The sequence below is a fragment of the Pseudomonas sp. 10B238 genome (assembly GCF_000970615.1).
In the GTDB taxonomy this organism is placed as follows: domain Bacteria; phylum Pseudomonadota; class Gammaproteobacteria; order Pseudomonadales; family Pseudomonadaceae; genus Stutzerimonas.
In genome coordinates this window covers 153,930-166,670 of the sequence record NZ_KQ033933.1, presented here as the reverse complement: position 1 = coordinate 166,670, position 12,741 = coordinate 153,930, and the positions used below count along the sequence as shown (strand labels likewise).

Annotated in this window: 9 protein-coding genes; 5 read left to right on the top strand and 4 right to left on the bottom strand. The window is 62.1% G+C overall.

Annotation, left to right across the window (positions count from 1 at the left end; all coding sequences use genetic code 11):
• Positions 1-179: 179 nt before the first annotated feature.
• Positions 180-944: an IclR family transcriptional regulator gene (locus tag RT21_RS12335; protein WP_046162948.1), complete on the top strand. Its 765-nt coding sequence runs from the start codon at positions 180-182 to the stop codon at positions 942-944.
• Positions 945-1,250: 306 nt separating this feature from the next.
• Here RT21_RS12335 and rep read toward each other — a convergent pair whose 3' ends face one another.
• Positions 1,251-3,260 carry a DNA helicase Rep gene (gene rep, locus RT21_RS12330; protein ID WP_046162947.1) on the bottom strand — a complete coding sequence of 670 codons (2,010 nt, stop codon included), beginning with the start codon at positions 3,258-3,260 and terminating at the stop codon, positions 1,251-1,253.
• 265 nt (positions 3,261-3,525) lie between these two features.
• Here rep and RT21_RS12325 point away from each other — a divergent pair, with 265 nt between their 5' ends.
• The gene (locus RT21_RS12325; protein ID WP_045431041.1) at positions 3,526-5,166 is read left to right on the top strand and encodes a putative bifunctional diguanylate cyclase/phosphodiesterase; all 1,641 of its coding nucleotides are present in this window, start codon (positions 3,526-3,528) and stop codon (positions 5,164-5,166) included.
• A 37-nt stretch (positions 5,167-5,203) separates the two neighbouring features.
• Here RT21_RS12325 and RT21_RS12320 read toward each other — a convergent pair whose 3' ends face one another.
• The 3 genes from RT21_RS12320 to RT21_RS12310 form a co-directional block, all read right to left on the bottom strand.
• Positions 5,204-7,174 (bottom strand): BCCT family transporter, encoded by a 1,971-nt coding sequence (locus RT21_RS12320; protein WP_046162946.1) that lies wholly within the window; start codon positions 7,172-7,174, stop codon positions 5,204-5,206.
• A 225-nt stretch (positions 7,175-7,399) separates the two neighbouring features.
• Positions 7,400-8,899 (bottom strand): YifB family Mg chelatase-like AAA ATPase, encoded by a 1,500-nt coding sequence (locus tag RT21_RS12315; RefSeq protein WP_046162945.1) that lies wholly within the window; start codon positions 8,897-8,899, stop codon positions 7,400-7,402.
• 33 nt (positions 8,900-8,932) lie between these two features.
• Positions 8,933-9,196: an accessory factor UbiK family protein gene (locus RT21_RS12310; protein WP_046162944.1), complete on the bottom strand. Its 264-nt coding sequence runs from the start codon at positions 9,194-9,196 to the stop codon at positions 8,933-8,935.
• Positions 9,197-9,591: 395 nt separating this feature from the next.
• On the opposite strand from RT21_RS12310, the gene glnK reads away from it, so the two are divergent.
• The 3 genes from glnK (at position 9,592) to RT21_RS12295 (ending at position 12,706) form a co-directional block, all read left to right on the top strand.
• Positions 9,592-9,930: a P-II family nitrogen regulator gene (gene glnK / locus RT21_RS12305; RefSeq protein WP_003096476.1), complete on the top strand. Its 339-nt coding sequence runs from the start codon at positions 9,592-9,594 to the stop codon at positions 9,928-9,930.
• A 124-nt stretch (positions 9,931-10,054) separates the two neighbouring features.
• Positions 10,055-11,371, top strand: a complete 1,317-nt coding sequence (locus RT21_RS12300; protein WP_045432246.1) for an ammonium transporter — start codon at positions 10,055-10,057, stop codon at positions 11,369-11,371.
• 81 nt (positions 11,372-11,452) lie between these two features.
• Positions 11,453-12,706 (top strand): ammonium transporter, encoded by a 1,254-nt coding sequence (locus RT21_RS12295; RefSeq protein ID WP_046162943.1) that lies wholly within the window; start codon positions 11,453-11,455, stop codon positions 12,704-12,706.
• Positions 12,707-12,741: the final 35 nt, after the last annotated feature.

The window sequence follows — 12,741 nt, the reverse complement described above, 5'->3', positions numbered from 1 at the left end:
TGAAGATCGTCATTGACGCGAGCAGACGTAATCCGCGCTCGGTGCGGATTTCTCGATGCCAGTCCTGGAGTAGGCGCGCGTAGGGTGGGCTTCAGCCCACCAGCGTTTTCAGTTAACGCGCCACAGATTCACTCATTCCGCGCTATGGCGCTTCATTCTTCCTAACAACAGGGCAGGCGATGCGCAGTACCCCCCGTGAAAAAGGTTCATCCATTACCCGCGTGCTCGAGATCATCGAAGCCGTAGCCAGCGCCGCGGAGCCGCTGACGCCCAGTGCATTGGCGGACAAGCTGGACATCCCCAAGCCGAGCGCCCACCGCCTGGTGCAGACACTGGAGAAGGAGGGCTTCCTGCAGTTCGGCCTCAAGGGTGGCCTGCTGCCGGGCGATCGGCTGCATGCGACGGCGGTGAATATCCTGGGCAGCGGCCGCCACAAGGCGCTGCGTCAGGCGATCCTGCGGCAGTTGTCCGACGAGATCGGGGAAACCTGCGGCTTGTCGGTGCCGGATGGCCTGGACATGCTCTATTTTGATCGCGTGCAGACCAATTGGCCGCTGCAGATCAACCTGCCCATCGGCAGTCATACGCCGCTCTGGTGCACGGCCAGCGGCAAGCTTTACCTTGCCTCGCTGCCGGACGACCAGCTGGAGCGCATCCTACCCAGGCTGCCGATCCGGCAGATGGCGCGAAATACGGTCACTGATCTGAGTGCCTTACGTGACGACCTGGTGCGGATACGTGAAGAGGATCTGGCCACCGATTCGGAGGAGTTCATCGACGGCATGGTCGCCTGCGCCGTCCCAGTGCGCGATGCCCGCGGCGAATTGACCGCCTGTCTGTTCACCCATGCGCCGGTGATTCGCTGTTCGATGGAGTCACTGCTCGCCTTCGTGCCCCGCCTGCGCGCGGCGGCGAAGGAGCTGGAGGCGATCGTTAGCGGCTGATAGCCCACGCTGTATGCCAAACGACAAGACGGCCCCAACCTGACTGTAGGAGCCAGCTTGCTGGCGATCCGCGGCCCCGCGAATGCCATGATCGCGAGCAAGCTCGCTCCTACATAAAGCGCAGCAGCGGCTTTCGATGTTGCGGGTGTCGTCAGCAGGTAGGGTGGATGACGCTCTTTTCATTCACCGTGATCCCGCTCAGTGAATCGCCGCCTCACGAATTGGTGGAGCGCCACCCGGTGCCGTCGCCCGGTGGATCGGTGGATCGTGATCCACCCTACGTTTGCTTGAGTCGTGCAGGCGCCGTTACTTCTTCAACATCGCCCGCATCGCCGCCAGCGCGTCGTTGCCGCGGGCGGCTTTGACCTCCACCGGCGCGTCTTCCTGGCCTTCCCACTCCAGGTCTTCCTGGGGCAGCTCGTCGAGGAAGCGGCTGGGCATGCACTCGATGATCTCCCCGTACTGCTTGCGCTTGGCGGCAAAGGTCATGGCCAGGTTCTGCCGCGCCCGGGTGATGCCGACGTAGGCCAGGCGGCGTTCTTCCTCGATGGTGTCGGCTTCGATGCTGGAGCGGTGCGGGAGGATTTCTTCCTCCATGCCGAGGATGAAGACGTAAGGAAATTCCAGCCCCTTGGATGCATGAAGCGTCATCATCTGCACGCCGTCAGCGCCTTCTTCCTCTTCCTGCTGACGTTCGAGCATGTCGCGCAGCACCAGTTTGGCGATGGCTTCCTCGATGGTCATCTCGCCTTCTTCGTCCTTCTCCAGGGTGTTCTTCAGCGCATCGATGAGGAACCAGACGTTGCCCATGCGGAAGTCGGCTGCCTTGTCGCTGGACGTCTGTCCGCGCACCCAGGTCTCGTAGTCAATATCCATGACCATGCTGCGTAGCGCAGCGATCGGGTCGTTCTGCGCGCACTGCATGCGCAGGTTGTCCATGTAGCGCTTGAAGCGCGACAGCCGGTCGGTGAAGCGGCTGTCGAGGTGTTCACCTAGACCCAGCTCGTCGCAGGCGGTGTACATGGAAACCTTGCGAGTGGTGGCGTAGTTGCCGAGTTTTTCCAGGGTGGTAGAACCAATTTCCCGGCGCGGCACGTTGATCACGCGAAGGAAGGCATTGTCGTCGTCCGGATTGACCAGCAAGCGGAAGTAGCTCATCAGGTCTTTTACTTCCTGGCGAGCAAAGAAACTGGTGCCGCCGGACAGGCGATAGGGAATCTGGTGGTGCTGCAGCTTCAGCTCGATCAGCTTGGCCTGGTAGTTGCCGCGGTAGAGGATGGCGAAATCACTGTAGGGCCGCTGGGTCTTCAGGTGCAGGGTGAGAATTTCCATGGCCACGCGCTCGGCCTCGGCTTCCTCGTTGCGGCAGCGAATCACTCGGATCGCGTCGCCATGACCCATCTCCGACCAAAGCTGTTTCTCGAAGGCGTGCGGGTTATTGGCGATCAGCACGTTCGCGCATTTGAGGATGCGGCTGGTGGAACGGTAGTTCTGCTCGAGCATCACCACCTTCAGCGAGGGGAAGTCGTCCTTCAGCTGCATCAGGTTTTCCGGCCGCGCGCCGCGCCAGGCGTAGATCGACTGGTCGTCGTCTCCCACGACGGTGAAGTGGGCGCGCTCCTGCACCAGCAGCTTGACCAGCAGATACTGGCTGGCGTTGGTGTCCTGATATTCATCCACCAGCATGTAGCGGACCTTGTTGCGCCACTTCTCCAACACCTCGGGGTGGTTTTGGAACAGCTTCACCGGCTGCATGATGAGATCGTCGAAATCCACCGCGTTGTACGCCTTGAGCGTGCGCTGATAGTGCGTATAGACGATGGCGGCGGTTTGTTCCTTCGGATTGCGCGCGTTGGCCAGCGCTTCTTCGGGAATGATCAGGTCATTCTTCCAGCTGCCGATGTAGCCCTTGATCTCGTCCACGCCGTCATCGCCGGCGTATTCCTTCTGCATGATGTCGGTCAGCAGCGCCTTGATGTCACCTTCGTCGAAGATTGAAAAGCCGGGCTTGTAGCCCAACTTGGCGTATTCCTTGCGGATGATGTTCAGGCCGAGGTTGTGAAAGGTAGAAACCGTCAGGCCGCGACCTTCGCCGCCGCGTAGCAGGCTGCTGACGCGCTCCTTCATCTCGCGTGCGGCCTTGTTGGTGAAGGTCACGGCGACGATGTACTGAGCGCGGATGCCGCATTGCTGGATCAGGTAGGCGATCTTGCGGGTGATCACGCTGGTCTTGCCGGAGCCGGCGCCGGCGAGCACCAGCATGGGGCCGCCGACGTAGTTCACGGCTTCCTGCTGCCGGGGATTGAGTCGGGACATCGTCGTTTGGTCTATCGAAACGGGGGCGAGAGTTTAGCAGGGCTATGGCTGTGAATTGGTGCTGTCGACCGGCTGCGGCTACCGGTCGTCGCCAGCGAGGCTGGGTTATCCATTGCAATGCTCTAGTCTATGCGCCGCGGCGCCCGCTTTAGGCTGCTCAGCTTGCCGCCCCGCTTCACACAGGGAGGTGTATCCGTCGAGGTGGCATTGCCATCTTCTGCTCCGTACGAACCGGGGAAACACCGTGACATCTTCTATACAACCCATGCGTCTGGTTCTGCTGGCCGATGTGCCCACGTGGACCGAAGAGCTTCAGGTTGCCCTGTCGTCCGTGCGCGGCCGTCATCGGCTGAGCGTGGCTGAAGACTGGTCGGCCGCGATTGATCTGCTTGCCGAGTCCGGCCACGCCTTGTTGATTGCCACGCCGGGCTGTCGCCCCGCGTCGGCGCACTTCCCCTGGCCTACCGTTTTGTTGCTCGAAGACGAGCCCGCGGAGCTGCCGGAAGGTGTCATCGACTGGCTTCCCGGCGCCCGTTTGAGTACCGACATGCTGCGGCGTTGTGTGCGCTATGCCCGCGAACGGTGCAACTTGGAGGGCGCCCTGCAAAGGCTGGCCGTGCAGGACCCGCTGACTGGCATTGCCAATCGCCAAGGCTTTCAGGCATTGCTTGCATCGCGCCTGGCCGAGCACGAAGGAGAAGGACTGACGCTTGGGTGCCTGGATCTGGATAACTTTCGCCGGGTCAACGATGCTCTGGGGCATCAGGCTGGCGACCGTCTGATTCTGCAAGTCGTGGCGCGCCTGAAGGCACAGCTGGAGGTGGGTGACACCCTGGCCCGCCTGGGTGGCGACGAGTTTGCATTGTTGCTCGATACCGAGCGGCAGCCTGATCGCGCTGATCGGATCGCTGACCGAATTGTCGAGGCACTGGCCGAGCCCTACTGGATTGACGGCGACACCCTGATGCTCGGCTGCAGTCTTGGGCTGGCGAATGCGAAGGCCGATACGGACCCCGACCAACTGCTCTGGCTGGCGCAGGTGGCCATGCGCCAAGCCAAGGCGAGTCAAGGCTGTTCCTGGTATCTGTACAACGAGCGGGTCAACCGCAGCGCCAGTCACCTTGCTGATCTGGAAGGCGAGTTGCGCCGTGCGCTGCGGCGCGATGACCTTGAGCTGCACTATCAGCCGCGACTTTGCATCGACACCGGCCGCATCGTTGGTATGGAGGCGCTGGTGCGATGGCCGCATGCCGAGCGTGGGCTTCTCGGGCCAGACGAGTTCATCCCCATGGCCGAAGAAAGCGGCTTGATTGTGCCGCTCGGCTACTGGGTGATCGCGCGGGCGCTGCGCGACATGCAAAGCCTACGCGAAAGCGGTGCAGGCGAGCTGCATATGGCCGTCAACCTATCGTTCCGCCAGTTTCAGGACAGCCAGTTGCTGGCAACCCTGAAGCGGCTGATCGAGGAACGCGGTGTGGATCCGCATTGGCTGGAGTTCGAACTCACCGAAACCGCAGTGATGCGCCGCAGCGATCAGGTTCGCGGCACCATGAACGCTCTGGCAGCGCTAGGTGTGCGCTTCTCGCTGGATGATTTCGGTACCGGTTTCTCCTCGTTCGTACACCTGAGTCGACTGCCGATCAGTCTGCTCAAGATCGACAAGAGTTTTGTCGGTCAGATGGCGGCGCGCCCGCAGAATGGGCGGCTGGTGCGCGCGATGATCAGCCTCGCACATGACCTGGGTCTAGAGGTGGTAGCCGAAGGGGTGGAGGGCGCCGCTCAGCTCGGTCAGCTGCGTCGCTTCGGAGCCGATCAGGTTCAAGGCTATCTGATCAGCAAGCCGCTGCCGCTTGCGGAGCTCAGGCCCTTTCTCAATCGTGGCCGGACGGCCGAAGCCAGTTGCTGAAACGAAGCGCCGGGCTTAGAGCCCGGCGCGTTGTTGCTTAGCGAACCATGTGCAGGAAGTGCATGTGCTTCTCGTACTGGTCCAGGATGTCGCCGATCACGCCATCACGGCTCCAGCCCATCACGTCATAATTCTGCCCGCCTTCCCTGAGGTGAACCTCGGCGCGGAAGTAGGTCGCCTCGTCAGAATCGCCCTCTTCGGTGGCGACAAAACTCGGCATCGGATAGCCGCGCGGGCGGATCTGGTAGATGAAATCAGGCGCGCCCTCATGGGTGATCTGCAGCCCGGTGCGGTTGTCTTCACCGCCTGTAAGCTCCACGGCGTACCCCTGCTTGCGCAGTTCTTCCGCCACTTCAGCGCACGCGGGCGCCGCGATTGCAACGATGAAGCGCTCCACGTCGCGACGGCGTGGGTACTTGGTCAGGTTCTGCACCCGACGGCGCCAGCCACCTTCAGACTGCGGCGCTGTGGGCGTGGTGCTGACCGTCTGGTAGCGCAAGCCTTGTTTGGTGGCATCCACGCGCAACGCCTTGAGCAAGCCCCACATGGCGCAGAGCAGCACGATGGTGAAGGGCAAGGCGCTGGCAATGGTTGCGGTCTGCAGCGCGGTCAGGCCGTCCGCGAGCAGCAGGGCGATGGCGACCGCTCCCATGGAGCCGGCCCAGAACACGCGCTGCCACACAGGTGTCTGGCCTTGACCGCCGGAGGCGAGCATGTCCACGACCAGCGCACCGGAGTCCGCCGAGGTGACGAAGAACACCACCACCATGATGATTGCGATCAGCGACAGCAGCGAGGCGAAGGGGAAATACTCGAGGAAGGCGAACAGTGCCAGTGAGCTGTCTCGCTCGATGGCTTCGCCCAGGCTGGTGACGTGTTCCCAGAGGATCATGTGGATCGCTGTATCGCCGAACACAGTCATCCACAGCAGGGTGAAGGCTGTCGGGACCAGCAGCACGCCGGTGACGAATTCGCGGATGGTGCGACCTCGCGAAATGCGCGCGATGAACAGCCCAACGAAGGGCGACCAGGCCAGCCACCAGCCCCAGTAGAACAGCGTCCAGCCGCCGATCCAGTCGTTCGGCTCGTAGGCGTAGAGGTTGAAGGTCGCGGTGACGATCTGTGAGAAGTAGTTACCGGTGTTCTGCACGAATGTCTGCAGGATGAACACGGTCGGCCCGGCGATCAGCACCAGCAACAGCAACAGAACGGCCAGCGTCAGGTTCAGTTCCGAGAGTCTCCGTACGCCCTTGTCCAGGCCAGTCACCACCGAGATAGTCGCCAGTACGGTGGTGCCCGCAATCAGTGCGATCTGCACCGGGACGGAAATGGGCACGCCATACAGGTGATTCAGTCCTGTGTTGATCTGCGTGACACCCAGCCCCAGCGAAGTGGCGACGCCGAGGACGGTGCCGATAATGGCGAAGATGTCTACCGCATGGCCGATCGGGCCGTAGATGCGTTCGCCAATCAGTGGGTACAGGGCGGAGCGCAGCGTCAGTGGCAAGCCCTGGCGATAGCTGAAGTAGGCCAGAATCATCGCGACGATCGCGTAGATGGCCCAGGCATGCAGGCCCCAGTGGAAGAAGGTGATCTTCATGGCCTCGCGCGCAGCAGCGACGGTGCCGCCTTCGCCAACCGGCGGCGAGAGGAAGTGCATGACCGGCTCGGCGACGCCAAAGAACATCAGGCCGATGCCCATGCCTGCCGAGAACAGCATCGAAAACCAGGTCAGATAGCTGTAGTCCGGCTCGCTGTGGTCAGGGCCCAGCTTGATCTCGCCATAACGGCTGAGCGCCAGCAATACAACCATCAGCAGGATGACGGCGACTGCAAGAATGTAGAGCCAGCTGACATTGGCGATGATCCAGGCCTGGACGTCGCTGAACATGCCTTGAGCATGTTCCGGAGTGGCGACGCTGTAGATCACTAGCAACAGGATGAGCACGGCAGAGCCGTAGAACACCGGGGGATTGAGGGTGGGAGAGGAAGACTTGTTGGCCTCCATGCTGCGCTCCTTGATAACCGATTGGGGAGTGGCCGCCTGTGGCGAAGAGGACGCAATCTAACATACTGGTCAGCTTTCGACCGGGCCCGCTCCGCGGCGATGGGGTTGGACCCTTGGTTCTGACCGCACCAAGCAGCAAGTTGCAGCGTATTTTTCTCACTTTGTCGGGAGGCTTTTCGGGCCCTGCCGATGACCGTCGAGCCGGGCAGGAAGCTGTTTCGGGTTTCAGCCCGTCTGGTTGCCGGGTCGGTATTGCAATGCCTCGGCCAGGTGTGCGCGACCAATGGCGTCGGCCGGCTGAAGATCCGCCAGTGTGCGTGCGACCTTCAGGATCCGATGCGCAGCGCGTAGCGACAGTCCTAGGCGTTCGCAGGCGCGTTCGAGCCATTGCTGGTCCTCCGGTTGCAATGAGCAATGGTTGCGCAAACCGGCAAGATCGAGGAAAGCATTGGCGCAGCCCTGTCGCTTGAGTTGAATACGCCGCGCTTCGGCCACCTGCGCTGCCACCCGCTGCGTGGTTTCGTTGCCAGCCAGTGGTGCGTTCAGCGCCGTGGCTTCGCGAGCGACGGTCAGATGCAGGTCGATGCGGTCGAGCAGCGGCCCGGAGAGCTTGCCGCGGTAGCGTTGAATCTGGTCTGGCGAACAGCGGCAGCGACCGCTGGAGTCGCCCAGGTAGCCACAGGGGCAGGGGTTCATCGCCGCGACCAACTGGAAGCGTGCTGGGAAGCGCACCTTGTCGCGCGCGCGGGCGATGACGATACAGCCCGATTCCAGGGGCTCGCGAAGCACTTCCAGGACCTTGCGGTCGAATTCCGGCAGCTCATCGAGAAACAGTACACCTTGATGCGCCAAAGTGATTTCCCCCGGCCTTGGCCGACTGCCGCCGCCAACCAGGGCTGGCCCCGATGCACTGTGATGGGGCTGTCGAAAAGGGCGCTGTGGCCAGTGCGCCAAGGGAGACTGGCTGGCGACAGACTGAATTGCTGCGACTTCCAGCGCTTCCTGTTCTTCCAGAGGTGGAAGCAGGCCGGGTAGCCGGCTGGCAAGCAATGTCTTGCCGGTACCAGGCGGACCGGATAACAACAGGTTGTGGCCACCCGCTGCGGCCACCAGCAGCCCACGCTTGGCGGCAGCCTGGCCCTGTACATCTGCGAGATCAGGGTAGGGCAGCACCTGGCGCAACAGGCCTTGGGCTTGAAACGGTTCGATGGGCGTCACGCCGTTGAAGTGCGCAGCGACTTCCAGAAGGTGGTCGGCGGCGTAGACCACCAATCCCGACGCCAGGCTGGCCTCCTCGGCATTGGCTCGTGGCACCAGCAGGGCGCGTCCGGCCTGGCGGGCCGCCAGCGCGGCGGGCAACACGCCCTGTACCGGCCGCAGTGTGCCGGAAAGCGCCAGCTCGCCCAGGCATTCGAGCGTGTCCAGCCGGTCCGCAGGGATCTGGCCACTCGCCGCCAATATGCCCAGCGCGATGGCCAGATCAAAGCGGCCACCATCTTTAGGCAAATCGGCTGGCGCAAGATTGAGCGTGATTCGTCGGGCCGGGAAGTCGAAGCCGGACGTCAGGATCGCGCTGCGCACGCGGTCCTTGCTTTCCTTGACGGCCGTTTCCGGCAGGCCGACTAAGGCCAGCGAAGGCAGGCCATTGGCAAGGTGCGCCTCCACCGTGACGGTCGGCGCTTCCACGCCGACCTGGGCGCGGCTGTGGACAATTGCGAGGGACATCCGATCACTCCTTTGATCGTGACGCCAGCCGGCCTATTCGGACGCGGGTGGCGCGATTTTCTCTTCCAGCTCGGCGACCTTTGCTTCGAGGGCTTCAAGTCTCGCCCGGGTGCGTGCAAGCACGATCATCTGGCTGTCGAATTCTTCACGGCTGACCACATCGAGCTTGCTCAGCGCACCTTGCACGATGCCTTTGAGCTGGGCTTCGACTTCCGCGCGGGGCAGGGGGTTTTCACCGCTGAATAGCCGCGAGGCCTGGGCGCCGACGGCGTCGAGAAAAGCTTTGGGTGGGAACATGGGCATTACCTGTTTCTGAGCGACGCGCAGTGTAACACGGGCTATTCGACCGTCCTGCCGACGCGCGTGCACGTTTGCGGGCATGCCGTTGCGGTGCCGTGCACTGGCATGGTGCGCTATTAGCACGGGCGAGCTCTGATGTGGCCGCGTACGCCCATTGCGGAGCGCCTCACGCCGGGCATTGCAAAAAGCTGGCATCGATTCTGCTTAGCTCCTCATGACGCATGCACCAGCAGGTAGCGGTGCAAAGGCGATTCGGGACGTTTCGTCGGATCGGTTGATGGTGTCGGATGGTCGCTCGGCAACGCCGGCGCGTTACAAGAGCCAGACACTGCGCTTAGACTTGAGCCGGGTTCGTACTTCTGGGGCAAGTCCACCTAAACGGGAGAAGTTTCATGAAACTAGTCACTGCCATCATCAAGCCGTTCAAGCTGGACGACGTACGCGAGTCGCTGTCCGAGATTGGCGTCCAGGGCATCACGGTCACCGAGGTCAAGGGTTTCGGTCGCCAGAAAGGCCATACCGAGCTCTATCGCGGGGCTGAATACGTGGTCGATTTTCTGCCGAAGGTGAAGATCGACGTGGCAATCGCCGATGACCAACTCGATCGCGTGATCGAGGCGATCACCAAGGCGGCCAACACCGGAAAAATCGGCGACGGCAAGATCTTCGTCGTGAATCTGGAACAGGCCATTCGCATCCGCACAGGCGAAACCGATACCGACGCAATCTGACGGCCCGACGCGTAGCGCGCGTTTGAGCGGGCGGCAACGCCCGACACGTCGCCACGCACCGTCCGAGCATTTGCGATTGCCTGCCTAGCAGGCCTACGAACCCCCACGCCCCAGGAGTAAAACCATGACTCTGCGAAAATTCGCAGGGCTAGGAGCCCTTTTGTCTCTGATAAGTCCAGGCATCGCCATGGCGCAGGAGGCAACGCTTGATTCCGGCGATACGGCATGGATGCTTACGGCCACCGCGCTGGTGCTGTTCATGACGATTCCGGGCCTGGCGCTGTTCTACGGCGGCATGGTCCGCTCCAAGAACATCTTGTCGGTGATGATGCAGTGCTTCGCCATCACCGGCCTGATGAGCATCCTCTGGATGGTCTACGGCTACAGCCTCGCGTTCGATACCACCGGTATGGAAGCAGGCGTCACCAACCTCAATTCCTTCGTTGGAGGCTTGGGTCGCGCCTTCCTCAGCGGCCTGACGCCTGACAGCCTTACCGGTACCGTGCCGGAGAGCGTGTTCATCACCTTTCAGATGACCTTCGCCATCATCACCCCGGCGCTGATAGTCGGTGCGTTCGCCGAGCGCATGAAGTTCTCCGCGATGCTGGTGTTCATGGGCGTCTGGTTCACGCTGGTTTACGCACCGATCGCGCACATGGTCTGGGGCGGCGATGGCGGCCTGATGTGGGACTGGGGTGTGCTTGATTTTGCGGGCGGCACCGTGGTGCACATCAATGCCGGTATTGCTGGCCTGGTGGCGTGCATTGTGCTCGGTAAGCGCAAAGGCTTCCCGACCACGCCGATGGCGCCGCACAACCTCGGCCTCACCCTGGTCGGCGCCGCGATGCTCTGGATCGGCTGGTTCGGTTTCAACGCCGGCTCCTCGCTGGCTGCTAACGGCACAGCCGGAATGGCCATGTTAGTGACCCAGATCGCAACCGCTGCGGCTGCGCTGAGCTGGATGTTCGCCGAGTGGCTCACTCACGGCAAACCCAGCGCCCTGGGCATCGCTTCGGGTGTCGTGGCCGGTCTGGTCGCCATCACACCAGCCGCCGGTACGGTCGGCCCGATGGGCGCGCTGATTATCGGTCTGGCCTCCGGCGTCATCTGCTTCTTCTGTGCAACCAGCCTGAAACGCAAGCTCGGTTACGACGACTCTTTGGACGCTTTTGGCGTGCACGGAGTCGGCGGCATCGTGGGTGCGTTGCTGACTGGCGTGTTCGCTGCCCCGGCACTGGGCGGCTTTGGTGAGGTGGAAAACATCGCACTGCAGCTGTGGATCCAGTTCAAGGGCGTGCTCTTCACCGTCGTCTACACCGCCATCGTCACCTTCGTGATCCTCAAGGTGATCGATGTGGTGATGGGGCTGCGGGTCACCGAAGAAGAAGAAACCATCGGCCTGGATCTCAGCCTGCACAACGAGCGCGGCTACAACCTGTAAGCACACGGAGTGCGCCCGGAGCCAACCCGGGCGCCTTAACCGAACAGCGCTGCGAGGCGCTCGGCAAAAGGTGATAAAAAAATGGATAGCACAGCTTTGATACCCGTCCAGTACGGACTCGATACCTTCTACTTCCTCATCTGCGGTGCGCTGGTGATGTGGATGGCGGCCGGTTTCTCCATGCTCGAAGCCGGTCTGGTTCGGGCGAAGAACACCGCCGAGATCCTGACTAAAAATATCGTGCTCTACGCCGTGGCGTCGATCATGTACCTGCTGATCGGTTACTACATCATGTACTCCAGTCCGGACGGGGGCATCCTGCCGAGCCTGGGCTTTCTGATCGGTGACGAGAACGCGGTGGACGTGGTCGCCGCAGGTGGTGAAGACGCACCGTACTACTCGACCCGTGCCGACTTCTTCTTCCAAGTGGTATTCGCCGCCACCTGCATGTCGGTGGTCTCCGGCGCGGTGGCCGAGCGGATGAAGCTATGGGCGTTCATCGCCTTCGCGGTGGTAATGACGGGTGTGATCTACCCAGTGCAGGGTTTTTGGAAATGGGGTGGCGGCTTCCTCGATGCTGCCGGTTTCCTGGACTTCGCTGGCTCTGGTCTGGTGCACATGGCTGGTGCTTCGGCGGCCCTGGCAGGCGTCCTGCTGCTGGGCCCGCGTAAGGGCAAGTACGGTCCGAACGGTCAGATCAATGCGATCCCTGGCGCCAACCTGCCGCTGGCGACTTTGGGTGCGTTCATCCTGTGGATGGGCTGGTTCGGCTTCAACGGCGGTTCGCAGCTGAAGATGAGCACTATCGAAGACGCCAACGCCGTCGCTCAGGTGTTCACCAATACCAATATGGCGGCCGCCGGTGGCCTGGTCGCGGCATTGGTTACCGCCCGTCTGCTGTTCGGCAAGTCCGACCTGACCATGGTCCTCAACGGTGCGCTGGCCGGTCTGGTTGCCATTACCGCTGAACCCTTAACCCCGAGCGCGCTGCAGTCCGTATTGATCGGCGGTGTGGGCGGCGTACTGGTCGTTTTCAGCATCCTCGGCCTGGACAAACTCAAGCTTGATGATCCGGTCGGCGCCATTTCGGTGCATGGCGTTGTGGGTATGTGGGGCCTGCTGGCGGTGCCGCTGACCAATGCGGACGCGACATTCGGCGCGCAATTGCTAGGCCTGGTATCGATCTTTGCCTGGGTGTTCATTGCCAGCCTGATCGTGTGGGGCATCCTCAAAGCGGTCATGGGACTGCGTGTGAGCGAAGAGGAAGAATACGAGGGCGTCGACGTCGTCGAGTGCGGCCTCGAGGCCTATCCCGAGTTCACCAACAAGCGTTGATTTCTCCGCTGTCGACAAGGGCGCCTCAGGGCGCC